Origin of the sequence: Streptosporangium longisporum, assembly GCF_039534895.1 — a bacterium.
Classification (GTDB): Bacteria; Actinomycetota; Actinomycetes; order Streptosporangiales; family Streptosporangiaceae; genus Streptosporangium; species Streptosporangium longisporum.
Genome location: NZ_BAAAWD010000017.1, coordinates 191,939 through 214,541, shown reverse-complemented (window position 1 = coordinate 214,541; position 22,603 = coordinate 191,939). Strand labels below are relative to the sequence as shown.

The following is a 22,603-nucleotide window of genomic DNA, read 5'->3' as shown; positions in this document are numbered from 1 at the left end:
TCCTGACGGACCCCGAGCGGTTCGCACCGCAGGTGCGCTCCGCGCTGCACCCTAGCGGACCGGCCGCTGGCGGCCCGGGCGCCCCCCCCCCCCCCCCCCCCCAGGTTCCGGGTCGTGCCGGCCCGGCCGCCGACAGACAAGGATAGGTGCCCCCGCGCCTTGGAACAGGTCTGGGCCGCTTCGGCTCCACGCCCCCTCGCCCGCAGGCCGGGCGCCCTGCCCTATCGCCACCTGCGGCGCCAACCTCAGTGCGCAGGCGGGCCGCGGCGGGCGCCCCCGCTGGTCGACTGGTAGCTCACACCCATGGACGTGCGACGGGCTGCATGCTGCACCTCCCTGCGACGGGCCGCGTGGCCGAGGCGCCAACGCGGCGTCGTCCTGGCAAGGACTCACGCCTGACCTAGGCCGAGGCGGCGCTAGCCCTCGACCCTGTAACGGGCAGTGACCGGCGAGCGTCAGCGTGAGTAATCGGCGGGCCGGACGCCTCCCTAGAGCACGCGATCCTCGCGTAGCGCTTCTCCGACGGCGCTCGGAACGCCCAGGCGTTCTAACGACACGCCCCGACCAGGAGCGGCGAGAGAGACTCTCTCCTCAGAGTACCGCATGGGCCCGACCCCACGCATCAACAAGCCACCCCGTCCAGCGCGCAGCTTCCCGCCGCGGAGGCCCCATGCCTCAGTCCGCTACGCGGCGCGCCTGACCGACGCCTGGCCCTGGCACCGCCGGAGCGCGGCCGAGGCCGGACCCTAGGCGCCCACGAGTCACCCGATCCTGGATTACGAGAACAGGCACGCGCGCCCGTATCGCCAGGGTGCCGCAAGGTACTGCGTCGGCCCAAGGTCGGGACGCGTCCTCCGCAGCCTGATATAGCGAGAGAAGCTATAGGGCGCGTAGATACGCCGATAAGGACACCAGCGGCGTGGCCGGACCACAGGGACAACGCGCCAACTCAAGCATTGAGCCACTGCCAACCAACAGACACCAACACGCCACCTCGGCCCTCTACCCACGCCCTGCACGTGTGGACCTAGGTCGTGCGCGCTGCGCTACCGAGAGGGCGCGACCCGCCACCCGCGACGACCAGGAGGAGGGGACCGCGGGATTCATACGGCCAACAAGTGCGTGGGGCGGCAGACTCGGGCGAGCGTCCCCGCCCTGCTTCATGCAGGACAGGGGCGCCGGTCGGCCGGGTAACGAGCAAGACATATAGACGGGCCCTACTGTGGGCCAGAGCGGCCCCTTTCACCTGCCAGCGCATGCCTCCCCCCCAGTCACCACCCGCGGCCCTGCCCTGACTGCGCGAAGCCCTCGCGCGCCACGGAGATGCCACTGTGCAGCTGCACAGTTGCGCAAAAGTACGTAGGAGGAACCTGGGGGCGGCGTGTCGCTGAGCGACTCGGGGGCGTTTTCGAGTGGGGCCTACCAGAGCGGTGATGAAGCGGAGCCAGAGGACCTAGAACCGGAGCCTGGGCCTACGCGGCCGCCCGCGTCTGAGAGCCGTCCCGGCCGTCCGCCCCACCGACACCCCCTGCGAGGAGCCCGCGCGCGTGCAGATAGTAGCGCGCCGATGTGATTACTACTTACTCTTTTCGAGATACATTACGCAGCGCTATATCACTCAAGCCAAGGACCCCGGCCCCAGGCCCCATGGGCTACGGTTCACCCCGTCGGAGCGCGACGACACCAGGGGCTCCGGCTCTAGACCCCGGCCTCTAAGCTGATCCCCGGAGAGAACTCCGTCCAAGACTCAGAACGCCTCAGCGCGCTCCATCGCAGAGTCCGCAGAAAGAGCGGGAGCCTCTGCGCCAGCAGGGCAGCCGCCGGCGGTATGGTGACGGGCACAGAAAACTACCAACGAGCACTAGGCTGACAGCCCCCCAGCTGGTCGCTCGAACTACGAGTAGGCCCGCTAGCGGGGCCGACAGGGTCCAGCTCACCCGCACCAGAGACGCCCATCCCCAGAGTGCACCCTGATGCAGCAGCTGCAGGACACCCTACGCCCGAGTACGCCCCCCGACCGAGTCGCCCCGCTCCGGGTCTCGCCCTCCGCCCCAAGCCACCGCCTACGACCCAGGCCCGAGGCCAGCGGGAATCTGAGTAGCCCAACGCTCTGGTCCGCCCGTGCAGAGAGCCGCACGGTCGCCTGGTCGCCGAGAACGCGGCACCACGACGGCCCACCTCGATCGCAGACGCCCGGAGCACCGAAGCCTGGCGCCGCTGGCCAGACCCCACCCGGTGAAGCCCGGAAACGCCCGTGCCGAGTCCAAAGCGCCAGACGGTAGACCGTGCCCAAGAAGGCCGCCTCTGGCCGCCTCCCGGTGTGCCGCCCCCCGGCCGACGACCGCTCCGAAGGTCAGCGCACCAGCGCTACCGACAAGCAGGGCCCCCGCGGCGCAGCGAACTCGTGCCACGCCCGACGTGGGTCTGGCTTGCTTGTCGAGTGGAGATCCTGCGGACCGCTAGAAAGAGCTCTCCTAGCCGTTCACCTCCCCCGGCCCCCCCCGGGACTGATCGTCATCTAGAAACCCGCCCGCGCCAGTCGGCCAGAAGCCGCCCTCAGGCATCGCGTCCAGGCGCGTCCGGCCCTCGCCGGAACCACCTGACCTCGGACGGTAACTACCCCGTACAGGCTGCGAGCAGGGGCCCCATCGCGCCATGAGTCGTAACAAGGCTCGCATAGTCCTCCAGGACGCCCGCCCGATTGGCGGGTGCCCGGCCCGAGCCGTCCACCGGGGAAGGTAAAGCGCAGGCAGCCGCCGTCGCCGCCTCAGGTGCCCCGAGGCCCCTCGTCGACCCAGCCGTGGCGCGCCCCCCTGCCCGCTAGCGGGGGGTCGGGGGTGGTACGCCCTCGACGAGCCCAGTCCCGCGCCGCCGTACTACGACCAGGCCCCCAGGCCGCTCGGCTCACAGCGAGGCGGCATAGATACCAGGCCATGACCCGTTCCAGGCACAGACCAGCCACCACCTTGTACGTCGCCGACGCCGGGCCCGCACCCGGCACCGCGCCGCCTCCCCGGACCACAGCAGGCGGAGGCGCTGACCAGGGCGAACGCTCGGGCTACGCTCGGGCAGCCACCTAAGGACGACGAGCTAGGAAGCCCACCGAGAGTGCCGGAGCTCTGAACGTACCCCCGTGTCACTCGAACGGCCCGAACTCGCCCCAGTCCCTGACCGCCTCCTCGCCGCAGGAACCTCGCGGAGCTCCTCGGGCGACCAGACGTGTAAAGAAATATCACCTCCTCACCCCGCATGTCGGCCGTACCAGCACGCGCCGGCAGAAGCCCCCTCGGGGCGATGCGCATCTCGCGCCAGCAGCCAAGTACGCGCGCGTCTACCAGCAGCGATCCCGGCTTCTCTAAGACCCAGCCACGAGCCGGTAGACAGCCAGCCACACATGCTTGCCGCCAGGCTAGACCGCATGGCAGCAGCGGCGTTTGTCGCATTTAGAGACATCTTCTTTTATCGAAGCTGTGCACGGCACCACCAGTCGAGCGATCCACGCCTGTATAGCGGCCCCGACGAACCCTCCGCGCCGGAGACTGGTCGTAAGATCCCGCCCCGTGGCCAACTGCGCCTACAGCAGTGTATTCCGTGGACTTCTTTGGGGAGACCATGCGACCCGCCGCGCCTTCACCGGTCGCCCCAGCGCCTCCTCGCGCCGAGCTCACTCCCCGCGCCGCGTCTGCCTCCCGGCGCCGAGCGTGAAGCTCACCGTCGCGCCACCGCGCCGCCTGTGCCGCCAGCCGGCAGTGGCCGAGCAGGAACTCCTAGCGGACCATACTAGACGGCGGGAACTTTTCTCCTTTTTTTTTTTTTTTTTCAAAACGCAGGGCGCCCAGCCCCGCCGCATAGCCGCCCCGCACTCCGGCACCCTAGTCACGCTTCGAAGAACCGGCCAAGCGCTCCGCTACGCCCCCGCAACCTGCCCAGCCCTTTCCAGAACTTTCTTATGCGCTACTCGTTGCAAGTCAACGCGGTGGGCAGCGCCGACCGCCGAGGTCGCAGCGGCGGACACGCTCGTTACAGCGCCTCCTCCACGCATCTGTCGACCATGCCCCTCCAGCCCACCGCGGCGCCCCGGTACCCACCAGAGTCCAGGCCGTTCGTACACCCCGCGATCAGAAACAAGAGGCCGCTCCATTGAACTGCATCGCCTCGACGGAAGTAGGTCCCGCTGTAGAAGCCGGCCTACTTCCGCTAGGCCCACCCTCGCGGGGGTGGCGAATAAGAACCGTCATCGGACACCCGCCCGTGGCCGTTATGGCCTCGGAGCCTGGCGTGACATAAGCTACACCCGCGCTCCACGTCCGGGCGTTCCTCGCGGTCACCTTAGACGCCTCCCTGGACGAACTAGACCGCTCCGTTCATCAGCTACGCCGGTACGTGCCCCTCGTAACCTCGAAACGACTACGTAAGAACGACCTCGGGACATCACATGACACCGTGGCCCTACGCGCCTCGCCTCATACCCACGCTGCATCAGCAGCGGCCACGTCGCCGTGCGCCGGGCTCTACGGCGAAGGACTCGTCCCCCACCAGGGCCACACACCACTCCACCGATTGTCCGGCCGAGTGCCTGCCGATAGCATAGCCCCACGCAGATACAGCGGAACATGGGGTACGCGTCCTTCAAGCTCGGTTCATCGGAGACCTCTCTCCTACGCAGGCCATGCCGTACGCTCCTTCACTCGCGAGATCCTGTTGCGCGGCGTCTGCGCCCCCTGCTCACTAGCGTTTTACCTCGCCAGGGTCCGGCCTACACACACATGCCGGTATGCCACCCGCTGAGTGCCCGTCCGGCTCAGACTGCCCGGCCGGGATCGTGCCGAGGCACCACGAACCCAGCGCCAGCAGCTGGGGTCCCCGACAATGTCGTACGACCTACCAGGACCTGTACGCCGAAGAGGCTAGCTCCGAGACAGACTCGCGTCACCGCCAGCAACGGAACCGGGGCGCGCCCGGCGGGCGACAGATGGCGAGCGGCCAAGAGCCGAGCCAGAGGCACCTCGTCGCCCGTACCGGTCGCCCGACCGAGGGACATGACGCGGCCTCTGGTCAGACCCCGTACGACAGTGTCTAGCTAGCAGTACAGTGAGTGTCCGCCGGACCCTGGGAGCCGGGTCTCCCGACGGCCGGTGAAGCGGCCCAGGCTCGGCCATGGGCCGCCGAATGAGCCAGCGCCCTCTCGGGGCCCTGTGTGCCCAGATTCGCGGGTCTACGAGTAGTTCCTCGCCTGCAGCGGCCAAGCGCACGCCAGCCACAGCCGCCCCTGCGGGACGACGGGTGGCCGCACGCTGGCCCTAAGGGTTCGCGCCAGAGTGAAGCCGTCGCACTGTACGCCCCCTGACCCAGGGCTTTGGTGCCACAGGCCTGAAGATATTCGCACGCGTGGCTGCAGCAAAGAAGCCGCATCTCGTCGTCGCGCTGTACTCCTGGCCGCCAGCCCACTGGCTGTGAGGGTGCGCCAGTCTTCACACAGCCACCTCCAGCGCGGCTCGCCGAGGGCCCCGTAGGACGGCCGCACGCGCCGCGCAGCGTAGCTACCGCGGCTCAGCCAAGAGCGTCAGCGCACCGCGGCGCAACCCCGCGTCCCCCTTGCCAGCCACACGGTCGCCCCCAGGAAGATCCCCCAGCGCGCCGTCCGCCGAGCGCGAACACGCTCGTAGAAGTCCGCCGCACACCTATGGTAACGGCCGAAGACCGAGGACCGAAGGTAGAGTATGTGCGCCTGTTCTATATACCATCACGGGCCACGCTAGAGTCAACGCCGAACTATGCAGGGTACCCGCGCAGCAGGCGTAACGTCGCCACGCTCCTGCCAGGAAGGTAGGCCACCCTTAGGCCGCCATTCGCAGACCGCTCCGACGTAGCGGTTTAGTACTTTCGCGCTCTGGCTACCCTCCTCGGCGCGGCGCGGAGCACATGACAGCCTCGCAGTTACGTACTTAAGGCCGGCCCCCCCCCCCCCCCCGGTGTCTTTTTCTGAGGGCCTCTGTCGAAGAGTACGGATCGTGCCGGATCAGCAGCCGGCAACCCGCCGCCGGTAGTCGCCGTCTATCTTAGCACGAGGAATGCCACCATGACTGAGCGGTAATCGGCGACGCAGTACGGCCCAGAGTCCGGCACTCCAGGCTGCCACCCCCGCCTCCAGCTACGCCTTAAGCCACCATGACGCCAGCCAATAGCTGGCGCGCGAAGCACTGGGTCTCGTTATCCACCGACCGTAGAGCCTGCCGCAGACGCGTGACAGCAGCCCCCCCCCCCCTCGGTTGATCTGACTGGAAGCCGGCGCCGCGGCACCACCAGCTGCTCCCGGGTGTGGACCTAGCCAGGCGTCAAGCAGGGATGCAGGTCGGTTGACCTTGACGATCTGCCGCACTTTCCAAGACGAAGCGCCCAGTCTAACACCACGGATAGCCCGACAGGTAGCCGCACGTGCCGACGTGCCCCCCTCTTAACTAGGTCCTCCGCCGAGCCTGTCCTCCAGCCAGCGCAGAATGGAAACAGCGGGCGTTTGGACTTGGGACGCGGTCTAGTGGGCACCGCGTAACTGACCGGCGGGACGAGCCACCGTGATCCGGCCCCGTCACCCGTAACCTCGCGACGCGGAAGGAAGGAGCGCCCTGATCGCCTCCGCGCGTGAGAAGCCGGGGAGCGCCTGAGCTGCGGGCAGTGGCCCAGCAACCAGGACGTCTCACCATCGAAAGGCTCACCAGCCGAGCCCCTCAAAGCCGGGGATCTGGGTCTCTTGTGCCCGACGCAAATCGCCGAACCACCCCACCTCGCGCGGTACGGCGATAGGCAGTCGCTGCCGCAATCTCGATCACAGCGTCCACGCCGGCCCAACGCCGACCTGACCTGACCAGGTCGGCTACCCGCGTTTGCTCGCGCAGCAGGAACGTATACATCCGAGCGATCCCTGCGCGAAGACGCCGCGCCCGACTAAACTCTGCGGGTCCACGCGTATACGGCCCAGAAAGCTGGTTGGTCAGGCCTCCCTCGTCCTATTCAGCACCTACGGACGCGTCCCGCGCGTTTCCCCATGATCACCCGCAGGGCCATCGCCGCGGAACCAGCCCACGCGCTAGTATGTTGACTGTTCCAGCAGCACCTACCACAGCAGACTCCCTTCGATGATCGGCCTCGCTGAAAACGCCCACGGATATGCCGTCCTCGCTCGTAACGAGTAGCGCCTTCCGGTGCACGGGCCACGCCTGCAGCAGACAGCTTTGGGCGAAGCACTCCCTGCGCTCCTCGCCCAGCCTGCCCGCCAGCCACGCTCGACTCATGCGAACTGACGGAGAAGAAAGTGAACCCACGAAACCACCGCTCGCGCAGGCCCATCTACCCATGGAGATGTCCAGCCACGTCTGTTCGAGTAGCCGCTACCAGCTGTCGGCATCGGTCAATCCGATCAAGTGAACCCGCCCCTCGGCCGCAGTCCAGAGCCGACATGTACGACGCCGCCCCAGCGCCCCTACCACGTTTGGTCGTAGAGCACCAACGCGTGAAACGCTCGACGCAGCGCACTGGGCCACCACACCAGGCTCCCTCGCCTAGAGCCGCCGCGACCTCTAACTGCCCCGCTCACGAGCCGATAGCGATGGGAAGCCGAGCATGAACTGACCGGCCTCGCCTCCCGACTTACCTCACGGGACCGAGTGATCACGACTGTTGTATCCGTCTGAGGTCCAGCGCCCTCCATCAGCATACATCATTTCATCTTTTATACCTGCACTCAGGACCCCCTACCTCACCCCTCCTTGAGCCAAGGGCCCCCCCCCAACGGGCCACCAGAACCCGAACGCACTCATCACCGCGGCCCCCCTGTGTGTTGCCGACGCCGGAACACGGAGCCACACACGGCCCCGCGAGCGACTTCTACCTGCACTGCCGCCTGAGCACAGCGCTGCCCATGGCACGGCCCAATGCCCCCCGCCACGACTGTCCAACGGCATGGCGTCTTTAAGTCTCTCAACCTAGCCATTCGGTCCAGCGTACCGGCACCTCAGCGGACGCTGCCCTCAGCCGCCGCCGCATGCCAAGGCGAGGCCCAGCCGGACGGGAGCGACGAAAACCCGCTCGCCGGCGACGGTCAGTCCCGCTTTTATTTAGGGCCGGGATGCCCGCGTTGTCCCACGCTGTCCCCACCCCCCCCGATGCGCCGACGCGTCCTGAGCGCGCCCCTGCACCTCGCTACTCTAGCGAGGCCAGGCGCGTACGCTCAGCGGCCCGCCAGATGCTAGCGCGCCGCCTCCAGATCGCCGGTACCACCCCCCCCCCCCCTATTCCCCCCCCCCCCCCCCCCCCACCCGCGGCACCGCGTGAGCCGCGTACGCGTGGGTCGCCGCCCGCCTTGGGCCCTGCGGGGAGGGCGACGATCAAGGTCCCGAACGCAGCCGCGCGTCTCTGTCGACACACAGGCGAACCGCCCTGCGGTCGTTCGAACTTGTAGGGCTCCATATCCACAAGGAGACGGCTGGCAGTCCATTGAGTTGTGTCACTGGAGCGCCCTAGACGCAGCGTGCTCAGACTAGCCACCAAAGAGCCCTCCTCGATCGGACTACTGTAGCCCCTGCCCAGCCGATCAAGAGTCACCACGCGACGCCGCCCCTATAGCTACACGCAGAACACGAGAAAACAGCCGGCGGACCCGAAAGGGTAGGTAGAAGCGGCGGATCTCCTGGGCGAACATCTCGGCGAACAGGCTCCGGTCGTCGACCTCGCGCAGGGCGGCGCGCTGCTCGGGCCAGCGGTGCAGGGCGTGGGCCGCGAACGTGACGTACCAGCACACGGCCACGGTCGGCCGGATCACGTTGAGCAGCTCCACCGCGGCCACGCGCGGGTCGAGGAGTTCCCCGTCGGGGCCGCGATGACCGGCGACCACCGCGAGCGCCGAGCTCGCCGGCGCGGAGCGCACCCCGTCCCGCACGTCCCTGACCAGACCGGACAGCCACGCCTCCAGGCGCCCGCGGGCCGCGCGGGCCCGCCAGTGCCGCGGCCCGCCGGTGGCGAAGCCGTCGACCAGGGCGACGAGGGAGCGGGCCGTTGCCTCCACGTCGTCGTCGGCGACCGGGACGCCGGTCCACCGGGTCACCCCTCGGGTCAGCACCCTGGAGACCTCGTCGAAGAGCACGACCGGCCGGCCGGCGGGCCAGGAGGCCGCCGCGTCGTCCCAGGCCGCCACGGTGTGGTCGACCAGGTCGCGGACGCCGTCCTCGGTCATGAGCGACATGAACATCGCCTTGCGCAGGCGGTGGTCGGCGCCGTCCAGGGTGTGCACGGCCCCGTTGCCGGTCAGCGTGCTCTTGACCGGGCCGGGCAGGGCGTCGACGCGCCTGATGTGGTCCTCGTCGTAGAAGAAGCGCGCCGCCTCGGGACCGCACAGCGCCGTCACGCGCATGCCCAGCAGGCGCGTGCGGACCACGTCGTTCCCGGTACGGCGCCGGAGGTTCGGCAGCCAGCCGTAGCCCTCGAGCAGCAGCGGAAGGGTGTTGTCGAGATCAGGCATACGGTCGTGCATGCCCTGGCTCGCCCGCCGAAAACAGCCGGGAGCCGCGGACGGAGTGACGGCGGGAACCCCGCCGCCCCGGCCTGGGCGTGTCGCGCCCGTGACCGGACGGGTCTCGGGAGACGGTGTGATAATCACGTCCGACGGGGCAGGAGCGACGGATGAGAGTTGACCGTACGGTGCGGGCCGCGACGGCGGTGGTGGCGTGCGCGGTGGGCCTGACGTGCCTGGCGGGCTGCGCGTCCGCGGACGAGGAGCCCGCCCGCGAGGCCGCGCGGCGCTTCTACGACGCCCTGCAGGCCCGCCAGCCCGAGCGGGCCTGTGCCCTGCTGGTCCCCGAGGCGGCCGAGAGCCTCGCCTCGGGCGACCGGACGTGCGCCTCCACCATCGCCGAGCTCGACCTGCCCGGCGGCGAGGTGCTGGACGCCGAGGTCTGGGGGGACGAGGCCCGGGTGCGGCTGGCGCGCGACACCGTCTTCCTGCACCGCCTCCCCACCGGCTGGCTGGTACGCGGCGCCGGATGCGCCCCCCGCCGGGACCTGCCCTACGACTGCGAGGTGAGCACCTGACATGCGCCTCATGTTCGCCACCACCGTCACGATCATCGCGGTCGGGCTGGTGTACTTCTTCGCCATCGGCCTGCTGCAACGCTAGGAGGGAATCACGGTGAGACGCTTCGTCCGGGACAACTCCCTCAGCCTGTTCTTCCTGGTCGCCTTCGTGCTGGCCCTGATCGGGCAGTCCTTCGCCGGGAACGCCGCCGTCAACGAAGATCGCCTCGCCGAGGGGTCGGCGCCGCTGTCCTGGGCGGAGTACGTCACCTCCTCGGACTTCGCGGTCGACGTCGCGGAGAACTGGCAGTCGGAGTACCTGCAGTTCCTGCTGTTCATCCTGGCGACGGTCTGGCTGGTGCAGCGGGGGTCGCCGGAGTCGAAGAAGCCGGGCGACGAGGGCACCGAGGACGACGCCGAGCAGAAGGTCGGAAGGCACGCACCCCCCGACGGTCCGGACTGGGCCGGTGCGGGCGGGCTGCGCCAGGGCCTGTACGGCCGCTCCCTCGGCCTGGCCATGGGGGCGATCTTCCTGCTCTCCTGGCTGGCCCAGTCGGTGGCGGGCACGGCGGCCTACAACACCGAACGACTCACCCGGCTGGAGGATCCGGTGAGCTGGGGGCAGTACGCGCTCTCGGCCGACTTCTGGAACCGCACCCTGCAGAACTGGCAGTCGGAGTTCCTGGCGGTGCTGTCGATGGTGGTGCTCTCGATCTACCTGCGCCAGCGGGGGTCACCGGAGTCCAAGCCGGTCGGCGCCCCGCACGAGGCGACCGGCGTGGAGGGCTGAACCGGACGCCCCGCATCCGGGGCCGGTCCGGACTCGGGACGACGGTTCAGCCGGGAACGCCGACCTGGCCGCCGTCGGCGTCGGAGCGGCGATCCACGGCGGCCTCGGTGCCGCCGCGGTCCTGACGGCCCCCAAGGCCCCGTGGGACCCCTTCCAGGGCCTCCACCAGGGTGTCGCGGAGCTCGAACACCGTGTTCAGGCCCGTGATCCTCAGGGTGCGGCACAGTGACGGCGGTGGGGCGGCCAGCACGAAGCGCACCTCGCGCGCCCGGCACCCCTTGGAGATCTCGATCAGCGTGCCGAGCCCCATGGAGTCGCAGAACGTCATCGGGCCCAGGTCCAGGATCAGGAAACCGTCCCGGAGGAAGTCCCACAGGTGCTCGACCATGGTGGTGAGGGTGGGGGCGCTGTTCCAGTCCAGTTCACCGCGGACGTGAACCACGGCATGGCTGCCCGGCTCGCCCAGATCGACGGTGAAGGCCAGCTCGTCGGAGGGGTGCGTGCCCATCTTCTCCAGTCCTTCTCGCGTGTCCCGCCCTCCATTGTGCAGCCAGATCGGATGAACGTCTCGCACACCCCCGGACGGGCGCGACGGCCCCTCGGATGGTGTGCTCGGGGCACTTCGGGCGTAGGCTCACTGGGCGTGGATCTCGACTTCGTCTGTGCGCACGCCGGAAGAGCGGCCTCCGGGCTGACCCGGCGTGATGTTGCCCGCGCGCTGCTCGCCGTGCCGTCCGGTGTGGCGCTGGTGGCGCTGCCCGACCTGAGAAGGGCGATGCTCGCGGCGGGCAATCCGCTCTCGGTCCCGTTCTGGGAATCGGCCAAGGCGACGCTCAGCGCGATCGAGTCCGGCGGCGCCACCGTGGGGGACGTGCAGCGCTGGATGGAGTCCACCGGCACCGAGCCGCTCCTGCTCACCCGGAGCTTCTTCGTCTGGCCCGAGGAGGACGAGCGCGGGCCGGTCGGCGAGGAGATGTTCCGCAGGCTGGTCGCCCACCTGGAGGAGAAGGTCGCCGAGGGTGAGATAGACCCGGACGCCCTCGCCCGGGGCGACGAGGGGGCCAGGGAGGTGTACGCGGACCTGCAGGAACGCTGGCTCACCGGGCCGCTGCCGGACGGGCGGATCCCCGGCGCGGCCGTCTCCGACGAGCAGGACGAGGAGCTCTTCGCCGCCTGGGACGAGGAGGAGGCGTTCGCCCTGGGCGAGCTGCGCCGCATCCTGGCCGAGCTGCCCGTCCCCGAGCGTCCGGCCAGGGACCTGCGGGTCGCCGCCGCGCGGCTGCGCGAGATGCTGGACAGGCCCGGCTATCCCGGCAACGTGCTGCGGGCCTGCGCCGGGTACGAGGAGGAGCCGCTGCCCGCCGACGACGAGGAGCTGTGGATGACCGTCACGGCGGGCATCGCGGGGCCGATCTCGGACCTGCCGGAGGAGGACGACCGGGTGGAGGTCTTCTCCGACCTGGAGGGGGAGCTCGGCCCGGAGGACGCGGTGCTGGCCGCGCTCTGCGCGATCCACCACGCCGACTGGCTGGCCGTGGTCGCGGCCCTGGCCAGGCGCGGTCCCGGGGTGCTGGCCTCGCCGGAACGGATCGCCCGGCTCATCGCCGAGTCCGAGGACATCGACGTCGACATGGACGAGCCCGAGGACCTGGACGCGGCCGAGACGCTCTTCAGCTCGGTCACCCCGCTCTGGGCCTGCCTGGGGATCGTCGACCGGACCGAGGTGCTCACCCCGCTGGGGCACTGGGGCCTGCCCAAGGCACTGGAGCGGGCCTGGTCCTCGACGGACGCCCTCGGCGACTGACGGCCGGGGGCCTTCCGAGCGGCGGCGGGGCGGATCAGGTCTGCGTGGTCTCCTCGTCGACGAGGTCCGCGTACCCCTCCGGAACCAGGTCCCGGTAGGCGGGGTGCCGACGGATGTAACCGGCGACGAACGGGCAGAGCGGCACGACCGCCCGGCCCGAGGCCCGGCTCGCGTCCAGTGCCGCCGAGGCGAGCCGTCCGCCCAGGCCCCTGCCCTCGAACGCGGGCGAGATCTCGGTGTGGGTGAAGATGATCTTCCCGGCCCGGAGCCGGTACGCGGCGAATCCCGCGGCCGTGCCGTCCACCGTGATCTCGAAGCGGGAGGCCCCGGGGTCGTCGGAGACGGCCACGCCGGAACCGGTGGGACCGGTGGGACCGGTGGTCTCGGCCATGCTCGTCCTCGAAGGTGTCGGCCCGGCCGGAGCCGGGGTCAGGGAGCGGTGGTCGGCGCCGGGGGTGCCGAAGGCCCCGGAGGCACCTGAGGGGCCGTGGACGCGGTGGACCCCGTGGACGCCGTGGACGCCGGGGGCTCCGCCGGCCCGGTGGAACCGTCGGCCCCGGCGTCGTTCCGCCGCTGCCGCAGCTCCGCCTCCGAGGGGACCTCGATCCTGGAGATCTGCTTCCTCATCGACTTGACGAGCATGTACAGGGCGAACCCCAGCCCGGCCACGACCAGGAAACCCAGCAGGCCGGGACTGACGTCACCCGTGGGGCCCGTAGGGGCGGTGTCGAATGCAATCACGGTTCAAGTCTGCCACCGCCCCCCCGCGGTCGTGTCAGTGGCAGGCGGGCGAGACCGTGTCCGCGTGGATGCCGGTGAACAGGTCGTTCTCGGGAAGCTCGACGTCCACGAGCGAGCGGGCCAGGTGGTAGTCCTCGGTCGGCCAGATCTCGCGCTGCAGGTCGCGCGGGCAGACGAACCAGAACCCGTCCGGGTCCACCTGGGTGGCGTGCGCGAGCAGCGCCTCGTCGCGGACCTCGAAGTAGTCCCCGCAGGGGACGCGGGTGGTCACCGGCCACTTCTGCGGCCGGTCCTCCCAGCGGGAGATCCAGTCGGCGTACGGGGAGCCGATGCCCCGGGCGTTCATCGCCTCGTGCAGCGCCTCGAAGCGGTCCTTGGTGAAACCCATGTGGTAGTAGAGCTTCAGGGGCTGCCAGGGCTCACCGGTGCCGGGGTAGCGGTCGGGGTCGCCGGCCGCCTCGAAGGCCTCCACCGAGACGCGGTTGGTCATGATGTGGTCGGGGTGCGGGTAGCCGCCGTCGTCGTCGTAGGTGAGGATGACGTGCGGCCTGAACTCCCGGACGGCCGCCACCAGGCCCTCCGAGGCGACCTCGATCGGCTGCACGGCGAAGCAGCCCTCGGGCAGCGCCTCGTTCTCGTCCTCGGGCAGGCCGGAGTCGACGAACCCCATGAAGCGCTGCTGCACGCCGAGGATCTCGCGGGCGCGCTCCATCTCCAGCCGCCGGACCTCGGCGATGTTCTCCAGGATCTCGGGACGGTCCATCTTGGGGTTCAGGATCGACCCGCGCTCGCCTCCGGTGAGCGTACAGACCAGCACGTCCACGCCCTCGGCCACGTAGCGCGCCATGGTGGCGGCGCCCTTGCTCGACTCGTCGTCGGGATGCGCGTGAACGGCCATCAGCCTGAGCGGTGCACTCACGGGCTCGGTGTCTCCTCTGTGTCGGTCACGCTCTTCGATGTCACCGGCCGCCGCGCGGGCGGACGGCCTGTCCGGCCGTGCCCCCCGCGCCACTGCGGCGCCTCGTCCCGCGTGCCCTCGGCTTACGTCACTCCGAAGAAAGGTTAGTTTCTCCTGGGCGGTCGCGAGGGCGACACCCCCGCGAGGGACAATCGTCTCGGATAACACCGAGGTAGTGCAGGGAGATTCCGTGATGGCCACCAGCGAAGCCGAGAAGGGCCGTCAGGACCGTCCCGTCCTCGGCAGCCCGGGCGACTTTCCCGACCGCCCGGAGCGCCGGGGGCGCCTGGTCGTGCACGTGGTGATCGCCATCCTCTGCGCGGTCTGCGCCGGGGGGTGGGGGTACGTGATGTGGGCGTCGAAGGGGAATACGGAGGTCTTCGAGCAGGTCGTCACGTTCGACGTCAGCCGCGGCGATTCCGTGCGGATCACCTTCGAGGCGTACAAGCCGGCGGACCGCTCGGCGCGCTGCCGTCTCCGGGCCATGGACGTCGACCATGCCGAGGTGGGCAACAAGGAGGTCGGTATCCCCCCTGGTGAGGAGCATGTCCGGCTTACCGAACGGCTAGACACCAGTGCCCAGGCCACTTCCGTCGATGTCCAGTACTGCTATCTCGTATAGTGAGACATTTGGGGAGGCGGTGGAGGGCTTAACTTGTTAGCCTTTCGAGATTCGTCCGACCGCAACCCCCTGAAGCACCATGCCCCCTAGAGGAAGCAAGGAGAACCCGTGGCCGACTCCCACAACGAGAGCGTCACCTGGCTCACTCAGGAGGCGTACGACCGCCTGAAGGCTGAGTTTGAGCACCTCTCGGGGCCCGGGCGCGTCGACATCGCCAAGAAGATCGAGGCAGCCCGCGAAGAGGGAGACCTGAAGGAGAACGGCGGCTACCACGCGGCCAAGGACGAGCAGGGCAAGATGGAGGCGCGCATCTTCCACCTCCGTCAGATCCTGGACAACGCCAAGGTCGGCGAGGCGCCCCGGACCGAGGGCGTGGTCGGCCCCGGAATGACGGTCACCGTGCGTTTCGAGGGCGACGACGAGGAGGTGGCCTTCCTGCTGGCCTCCCGCGAGGAGAGCGGCGCCCCGATCGACGTCTACTCGCCCAAGTCGCCCCTGGGTGCGGCGATCAACGGCAAGAAGATCGGCGAGAAGGCGACCTACACCATGCCGAACGGCCGTTCCAACACGGTGGAGATCCTTGAGGCGGTGCCCTACATCGGCAACTGAGCCACCGCGTCCGCCGCTCGCGCTCCACTCCTGAGCCGCGCGTCCTTCCTCCACGAATCCGCCGGGACCTCCGTCCCGGCGGATCGTCACGTACAGGGACGGCCGCCCCACCACCAATAAGGCGGTTTTCGCGAGGTTCGCGTACATTGTGGCGCGGGGTAAGGCACTCTCGTAGGGCTGGGTCATCGGGGAAGGGAACAAAGTCGTGTTCTATCGGCGGCCGCGCGTCTCCGATCTGATCCGGGAGGCCCGCCAGGACCTCGCCTACCGTCCCCGTCTCGGCCCCCGTAACCCGTACCACCCCTACCGTTCCCCGCGAGCCGCCCGTCTGCGGTGGCTCGTGCCGGTCGTCGCGGTCATGACCGTCAGCGTGCCGGCCGCCGGCCTGGTGATCCTCACGCAGATGCCGGAGACCGAACGCGGGACCGTCGTGATGCGCAGGTCCGTGGCCACCGCGCCCGCCGCCGCGGCCGAGCCCGCCCGGGGCGGGACGGCCGCGACCGCACCCGCAGCGCCGTCGTCCGCGCCGTCGTCCGGGCCGTCCCCGGTGGCGCCGCTGACCGCGATGCGGCAGCCGCACCTGTTCGTCGTGGCGCCTCGGTCGCTCGGTGACGACGTGGTCGCCAGGATCACCCGGCTGGCCGGGGTACGGGCCGTGGAGCGCGCCGACGCCGCGGAGGTGGTCCTCGACGGCAAGCGGGTGCAGACGCTGGGGGTCGACCCCTCGACGTTCCGCGCGTACACCCCCAGGCCGACCGCGCGCTCGGACCGGCTCTGGAGGAACGTCTCGGCCGGCGAGGTCGCCGTCTCCTTCGTCCTGGGCAGCGACGGGGGCATGCCGCTGGGCAAGACCTTCACGACCGCCGGGCGGAACCTGCGCGTCGGCGCCTACGCCACGATGGGAATGGGTGCCATCGACGCGGTGGTCTCCCGCCAGACCGCCCGAGCCCTGGGCATCCCGGAGAACAACGCGCTGGTGGTGAGCGCTCCCCGCGCCGACTCCGGGAAGCTGCGCCGTGCCCTGCTGCGGGTCCTGCCCAGGGGCGGACAGGTCGCCGTGATCAACCCGGTGCTGACGGCGCCGCGCCGTACGACCTGGTCGGCGGGGTCGTTCATGACCACCGCCCAGCTCCACACCGCGCTCACCGCCGCCGCGGGCAAGGTCGGCCGCCCGTACGTGTGGGGTGCCGAGGGTCCCGACAGTTTCGACTGCTCGGGCCTGGTCCAGTGGGCGTACGCCCAGGCGGGCATCAAGGTGCCCCGGGTGACGCACCAGCAGTTCGTCTCGGGCCCGCAGATCCCGCTGTCCCAGGCCCAGCCCGGCGACCTGCTGTTCTGGCGGCACGACCCCACCAATCCCGGGTACGTCTCGCACGTGGCGATCTACTGGGGTGGCGGCAAGATGCTGCACGCCCCCAGGACCGGGGACGTGGTCAAGCTCGTCCCCGTCAGCACCCGTAACTTCGCCGGGGTCGTACGGATCAGCCCGCAGGTCGCCGCCCGCGTGCGCTGACCCATCGGCGTCGACGACGCCGGTCCCGTAACGCCGGCCCGACGGCGTGACCCCGGCGACGCCTGTCCGACGGCACCGGCCTGCTCCCGGCGTCCGCCGATGCTCCCGTACGCGTCGCCGCCCCTGTCCGATTCCGTCCTCGGCCCTGTCCCGAGATCCGGGCGTGCCGCGCTCCCTGCTCCTGCGCGGCGCGAGGCTGGTCTCGTCGGACGTAGCGTTGTAATCTCTATTACATGGAAAACAGTAAAGCAGCCGAGCAGCTGCGCGGCTGGTTCTCGGGAAGGCTGCCCGCCGACTGGTTCGACGGCGAGGTGCAGATCGTCCTGGACCGCGAGGAGATCACGGTGATCGGCCGGCTCCGGCCTCCCGCGCTCGGCGACGACGTCTCCGAGGTCGAGCGCGCCGCCGCGCTGGAGGGCGGCGTCCTGCGTTTCCGCGAGGAGACCAGGGAGCGGCGGATGGAGATCGCGGTGGAGGCCGAGCGCCGCTTCCGCAGGAAGGTCTCCTGGGGAGTGGTCGCGGGCGAGGAGACAGTGATGTTCACCACACTGTCCGTGCCCGTCATGACCCGCCTGCGGCAGTCCGAGCGCCGGGTCCTCGACACTCTCGTCGCGGCCGGGGTGGCCCGCAGCCGCAGCGACGCGCTCGCCTGGTGCGTGCGTCTGGTGGGCGACCACACCGACACCTGGCTGGCCGATCTGAGGGACGCCCTCCAGCACGTCGACCGCGTCCGGGCGGCCGGGCCCGGTTCGAATTCCTGAGCCTGGTCAGCGGAAATGGCCGAGAAATTGGTCTGAACCTTCCGAGTCATTGGTTTAGACCTTTCTCATTGGCCTATACCACTGCCGGGAGGGCTTTTTTTAGTCGCACTTCTTCTGGGTAGGGCCTTCGAAACCACGCGACTCCTTCCAGGTCACGCGCTGTCGGTGATGATCGGGAAGGGACGCCGGGACGTCTTACCGCTGAATTCAATGGTCTATGCCAATTGGATCGGAAGCGGTCGTGTCGTCAATGATGATTTGGCCGCGAGAAGTGCAAAGGAGCCCACGTAGTGTCCGTTACCGTAGATGTGACCGCCGCCCCGACCGGCCATGCCGAGCTGGCCGAGTGGGTCAGGGAGATCGCCGAACTGACACAGCCGGACCGGATCGAATGGTGCGACGGCTCCGAGGCCGAATGGACCCGCCTGACCAACCTGCTCGTGGAGCAGGGCACCTTCAAACGCCTGGTCAAGCGGCAGAACAGTTTCTACGCCGCCTCCGATCCCAGCGACGTCGCCCGGGTCGAGGACCGCACCTACATCTGCTCCGAGCGCGAGGAGGACGCCGGGCCGACCAACAACTGGATCGCCCCGGCCGAGATGCGCCGTACCTTCGGTGAGATCTTCAAGGGCAGCATGCGCGGCCGGACCATGTACGTGGTGCCGTTCTGCATGGGCCCCCTGGGCGGGGAGATCTCCCAGCTCGGCGTGGAGATCACCGACTCGCCGTACGTCGTCGTCTCGATGCGGGTGATGACCCGGATGGGCGAGGACGCGCTGCGCCTGATCGAGGAGCGCGGCTCCTACGTCAAGGCCGTCCACTCGGTCGGTGCCCCGCTGGAGCCCGGGCAGCCGGACGTGCCCTGGCCGTGCAACCCCACCAAGTACATCAGCCACTTCCCCGAGACCCGGGAGATCTGGTCCTACGGCTCGGGCTACGGGGGCAACGCCCTGCTCGGCAAGAAGTGCTACGCGCTGCGGATCGCCAGCACCATGGCCCGTGACGAGGGCTGGCTGGCCGAGCACATGCTCATCCTCAAGCTCACCCCGCCGTCGGGCCGGACGCGTTACATCGCCGCCGCGTTCCCCAGCGCCTGCGGCAAGACCAACCTGGCCATGCTCCAGCCGACCCTGCCGGGATGGAAGGTCGAGACCATCGGCGACGACATCGCCTGGATGCGCTTCGACGCCGAGGGACGGCTGCGCGCCATCAACCCCGAGGCGGGGTTCTTCGGCGTCGCCCCCGGCACCGGCGAGTCCACCAACGCCAACGCGGTCAGGACGCTGTGGGGCAACAGCATCTTCACCAACGTCGCCCTCACCGACGACGGCGACGTGTGGTGGGAGGGCCTCACCGACGAGCCCCCGGCGCACCTGACCGACTGGCGGGGCCGCGACTGGACGCCGGACTCCGCCGAGCCCGCCGCGCACCCCAACGCCCGCTTCACGGTCCCGGCGGCGCAGTGCCCGACGATCGCGCCCGAGTGGCAGGACCCGGCGGGCGTGCCGATCTCCGCGATCCTGTTCGGCGGGCGCCGGGCCAGCGCGGTCCCGCTGGTGACGGAGGCTCTGAGCTGGCAGCACGGCGTCTTCATCGGCGCCGGGATCGCCTCGGAGAAGACCGCCGCCGCCGAGGGGAAGGTGGGCGAGCTGCGCCGCGACCCGTTCGCGATGCTGCCCTTCTGCGGCTACAACATGGGCGACTACTTCGCGCACTGGCTCGAGATGGGCCGCCGCGAGAACGCCGAGCTGCCGCGCGTCTACTACGTGAACTGGTTCCGCAAGGACGAGCGGGGCAGGTTCGTCTGGCCCGGCTTCGGTGAGAACACCCGCGTGCTCAAGTGGATCGTCGACCGCCTCAACGGCCGGGCGGAGGCGGTGAGCACCCCCATCGGGCTGCTCCCCGCCGAGCTCGACACCGAGGGCCTGGACGTCTCCGCCGAGGACATGCGGATGCTGCTCAGCGTCGACGAGGAGGTCTGGAGGCAGGAGGCGTCGCTCATCCCCGCCTTCTTCGAGACGTTCGGGGACCGCATGCCCAAGGAGCTCTGGGAGGAGTACGAGGCCCTGGTCGCCCGCCTGGGCTGACAGTGAGGAGGGAGGTGAACGCCTCCCGGTGAGGTCTGGCTCATGGTCTGACTGACCGTGGTGTCTTCAACGGGATTTGCCGACCTCGGCCGGGAGGCGTTCGTCTGCACTCCCCGGCCGGGGGGACACCCGCGCCCGCGTCCGGCCCGCGTCCTGCGCGGGCCGGGCGCGGGCGCGTGGCGTGCCGGTGCCCCGCGAGCGGACCGGACGAGAACGCGCAGGTGAGGACGGGTGGCCGGGGCCGCCGGATGTCGCTCGCCCTGTGGTGAGCGACGTCTCACCGGGCCGCCGTCGAGCGGCGACGAAACTTCTGCCAGGCTGTGCGCGTCTACCTGTGTACCGGGACGTCACCCCAACGCCCCACCTTCCCCCGAGGAGGCGGACATGTGGTCCCTGCTGTTCGTCGTCGCCGTCGCCATCGGCCTGGTCGTCGTCCTGACGGCCTCGGCACTCAGCCGTGAGCAGCGGCGGGTCCGCTCGGTCATGGCGGGCCACGGTGCCGGACCGCCCACCCCCTACGAACTCGCCTACCTCTCCGGCGGGCCGCGACGCGTGATCAACACCGCGATCGGCCTGCTGGCCAGGGCCGGGGTGATCCGGGTCTCGCGCGGTGGCCTGGTCAGCCTGGTCGCCGGCGCCACGCCCTCCCCGGACCCCGTCGAGTACGCCCTCATGGAGGCGCTCCACCAGCGCGGCGGCTCCGTCCCGCTGAGCGACCTGCGCCGTGCGGTCTCCGACGGGAAGGCGCTGGAGGGCCTGCGCTACCGGCTGCTCGGCCTGGGCCTGCTCGTACCGGAGAGCGCGCTCGACCACGCGCGGAGCCTGCTGAACCGGCTCCTGATCGCCACCGTCGCCGCGGCCGTCTTCACCGCGGGCTGCCTGCTCGCCGGGCCCCGCGGGCTCGGCATCCTCGTGCTGCTGGTCGGCGTCCTGTCGACCGTGGTCGGCCTGTCCACCTACTCGCGGCAGAAGCGGGCCCTGCGCGACGCGCTGAGCCGCAGCGGCCACGACGTGCTGGCGGCGGCCCGCAGGACGCACGTGCGGGGGGTCCGGTCCGCCACGCCCGACCTGGCCTTCGCCGTCGGTTTCCCGGTGGCCCTGTACGGGTTGAGCGAGCTGAACGAGCCGGGCCTGGAGGACGAGCTCCAGCGCCAGGACACGGGCGGCTCGTCGGGCGGTTGCGCCGCGGGCGCCTGCGGCGGTGGTTCCCCCGGCTCGGGGGACGTCACCTACGGGGGCGGGGGCGGCGACATCGGCTCCGGCGGCTGGGGTGACTCCGGCGGCTCGTCCGGTGACTCGGGAGGGTCGTCCGGCGGCTCCAGCTGCGGCGGGGGAGGCGGCTGCGGCGGTGGCGGGTGCGGTGGTGGCTGAGCACGCGACGCTGGGCGTGGGCATCGGGTGGCGGCCCGAGATCGACCTGACCGTGGAGCGCCTGCCGGGGATCGACTTCGTCGAGGTGATCGCCGAGAACGTCCACCCGGACCGGCTCCCGGAGTCGCTGCGGGTGCTGCGGGCCCGCGGGGTGCCGGTGATCCCGCACGGCGTCGGCCTGGGCATCGGCGGCGCCGAGCCCCCCGACCCGCGCCGGCTGGCCCACCTGGCCGACTGCGCGCGGGCCCTGGAGGCGCCGCTGGTCAGCGAGCACCTGGCCTTCGTGCGGGCGGGCGGCATGGAGGCCGGGCACCTGCTCCCGGTCCCGCGCACCCGGCAGGCGCTGTCGGTGATCGCCGAGAACGTCCGGCGGGCGCAGGAGGCCCTTCCGGTCCCGCTGGCCCTGGAGAACGTCGCGGCGCTGTTCGGCTGGCCCGAGGACGAGATGACCGAGGCCGCCTTCCTCGGCGAGCTGGTGGAGATGACCGGGGTCGGGCTCCTGGTCGACGTGGCGAACCTCTACACCAACCAGGTCAACCTCGGCCTGTCGGCCACCGCGGCGCTGGACGGCCTGCCGCTCGCCGAGCTGGCCTACGTGCACGTCGCCGGGGGACACTCCCGCGACGGGCTCTGGCACGACACCCATACCGCTCACGTCCCCGACGACGTGCTGGAGATCCTCTCCGAGCTGTGCGCGCGGGTCGATCCGCCCGGTGTGCTGCTCGAATGGGACGACGACTATCCCAGTGACGGCGCGCTGGAGGGGGAGATGGCCCGGATCCGCGGGGCGATGGCGTCCCGTGCCTGAGGACGAGGGGGACGCCGCCAGACAGGCGCTGGCCGGGGCGCAGGCGGCCCTGGTGGCGGCGCTGGTGGCCGGCCGGGAGGCGCCCGCGGGGTTCGACCGGGACCGGCTGCGCGTCCAGGAGACCAGCCTGATCTCCAAGCGGCGCAGGACGGTCGCCAGGCTCCGTCCCGACCTGGTCGCGTCGCTCGGCGACGACTTCGCCGCGGAGTTCCGGGCCTACGCGCGGGGCCGTCCCAAGCCGCCGGGCGGCTCGCACGCCGATGCCCACGACTTCGCCGGCCACCTGCGGGCCGCGGGACGGCTGCCGGGCCCCGCCGCCCAGGAGCAGGGCGTCCGGGAACCGGCCGTACGGGAGCCCGGCCTCCGGGGGTTCGCGACCGCGTCCCGGCTGCGGTCCGTCTTCACCCGTCGCCGGACCGGGGGCTGACGTACCGGCTCGCGGGTTCCGGCCCGTCGGTTTCCAGGACCGCCGGGACC

General features: G+C 70.4%; 16 protein-coding genes. 11 read left to right on the top strand and 5 right to left on the bottom strand.

Translation table 11 applies throughout. The features are described from left to right. Nucleotides 1-8,587 precede the first annotated feature (8,587 nt). On the bottom strand, nt 8,588-9,511 hold the full coding sequence (locus tag ABD832_RS31770; protein ID WP_344902686.1) for a cytochrome P450 family protein: 924 nt from the start codon (nt 9,509-9,511) through the stop codon (nt 8,588-8,590). A 161-nt stretch (nt 9,512-9,672) separates the two neighbouring features. On the opposite strand from ABD832_RS31770, the gene ABD832_RS31765 reads away from it, so the two are divergent. Next, entirely contained in the window at nt 9,673-10,080 is a 408-nt protein-coding gene (locus ABD832_RS31765) for a hypothetical protein (protein ID WP_344898954.1), read from the top strand. 97 nt (nt 10,081-10,177) lie between these two features. Beyond that, nucleotides 10,178-10,852: a DUF6766 family protein gene (locus ABD832_RS31760; protein WP_344898952.1), complete on the top strand. Its 675-nt coding sequence runs from the start codon at nt 10,178-10,180 to the stop codon at nt 10,850-10,852. Between the two features lie 46 nt (nt 10,853-10,898). On the opposite strand, the gene ABD832_RS31755 is transcribed toward ABD832_RS31760, so the two are convergent. Next, nucleotides 10,899-11,360, bottom strand: a complete 462-nt coding sequence (locus tag ABD832_RS31755; RefSeq protein ID WP_344898950.1) for an STAS domain-containing protein — start codon at nt 11,358-11,360, stop codon at nt 10,899-10,901. Nucleotides 11,361-11,495: 135 nt separating this feature from the next. Here ABD832_RS31755 and ABD832_RS31750 point away from each other — a divergent pair, with 135 nt between their 5' ends. Next, complete coding sequence (locus ABD832_RS31750) at nt 11,496-12,656, top strand: hypothetical protein (RefSeq protein WP_344902683.1); 1,161 nt, start codon at nt 11,496-11,498, stop codon at nt 12,654-12,656. Nucleotides 12,657-12,690: 34 nt separating this feature from the next. On the opposite strand, the gene ABD832_RS31745 is transcribed toward ABD832_RS31750, so the two are convergent. From ABD832_RS31745 to mca, 3 genes are read right to left on the bottom strand one after another with little or no spacing between them, the layout of a single operon-like run. After that, a complete protein-coding gene (locus ABD832_RS31745; protein ID WP_344902680.1) occupies nt 12,691-13,047 on the bottom strand; it encodes a GNAT family N-acetyltransferase in 357 nt (118 codons plus the stop codon). A 38-nt stretch (nt 13,048-13,085) separates the two neighbouring features. Then, a complete protein-coding gene (locus ABD832_RS31740; RefSeq protein WP_344902677.1) occupies nt 13,086-13,397 on the bottom strand; it encodes a hypothetical protein in 312 nt (103 codons plus the stop codon). Between the two features lie 34 nt (nt 13,398-13,431). Then, a complete protein-coding gene (mca, locus tag ABD832_RS31735) occupies nt 13,432-14,316 on the bottom strand; it encodes a mycothiol conjugate amidase Mca (protein WP_344902675.1) in 885 nt (294 codons plus the stop codon). A 232-nt stretch (nt 14,317-14,548) separates the two neighbouring features. Between mca and ABD832_RS31730 the strand changes: the two genes are divergently transcribed. The 8 genes from ABD832_RS31730 (at nt 14,549) to ABD832_RS31695 (ending at nt 22,553) form a co-directional block, all read left to right on the top strand. Next, entirely contained in the window at nt 14,549-14,977 is a 429-nt protein-coding gene (locus tag ABD832_RS31730; RefSeq protein ID WP_344902672.1) for a DUF4307 domain-containing protein, read from the top strand. A gap of 108 nt (nt 14,978-15,085) precedes the next feature. Then, a complete protein-coding gene (greA, locus tag ABD832_RS31725) occupies nt 15,086-15,586 on the top strand; it encodes a transcription elongation factor GreA (protein ID WP_344902669.1) in 501 nt (166 codons plus the stop codon). A gap of 205 nt (nt 15,587-15,791) precedes the next feature. After that, nucleotides 15,792-17,099, top strand: a complete 1,308-nt coding sequence (locus ABD832_RS31720; RefSeq protein ID WP_344902666.1) for a C40 family peptidase — start codon at nt 15,792-15,794, stop codon at nt 17,097-17,099. 233 nt (nt 17,100-17,332) lie between these two features. Beyond that, a complete protein-coding gene (locus ABD832_RS31715; RefSeq protein WP_344902663.1) occupies nt 17,333-17,860 on the top strand; it encodes a hypothetical protein in 528 nt (175 codons plus the stop codon). Between the two features lie 290 nt (nt 17,861-18,150). After that, nucleotides 18,151-19,947 carry a phosphoenolpyruvate carboxykinase (GTP) gene (locus ABD832_RS31710; protein WP_344902660.1) on the top strand — a complete coding sequence of 599 codons (1,797 nt, stop codon included), beginning with the start codon at nt 18,151-18,153 and terminating at the stop codon, nt 19,945-19,947. A gap of 384 nt (nt 19,948-20,331) precedes the next feature. Continuing rightward, a complete protein-coding gene (locus tag ABD832_RS31705) occupies nt 20,332-21,318 on the top strand; it encodes a TIGR04222 domain-containing membrane protein (protein ID WP_344902657.1) in 987 nt (328 codons plus the stop codon). Then, entirely contained in the window at nt 21,311-22,126 is an 816-nt protein-coding gene (locus ABD832_RS31700) for an MbnB/TglH/ChrH family RiPP precursor modification enzyme (RefSeq protein ID WP_344902654.1), read from the top strand. The genes ABD832_RS31705 and ABD832_RS31700 overlap by 8 nt, the downstream gene beginning before the upstream one ends. Beyond that, nucleotides 22,119-22,553 carry an SCO6045 C-terminal-like domain-containing protein gene (locus tag ABD832_RS31695; protein ID WP_344902651.1) on the top strand — a complete coding sequence of 145 codons (435 nt, stop codon included), beginning with the start codon at nt 22,119-22,121 and terminating at the stop codon, nt 22,551-22,553. The genes ABD832_RS31700 and ABD832_RS31695 overlap by 8 nt, the downstream gene beginning before the upstream one ends. Nucleotides 22,554-22,603 lie beyond the last annotated feature (50 nt).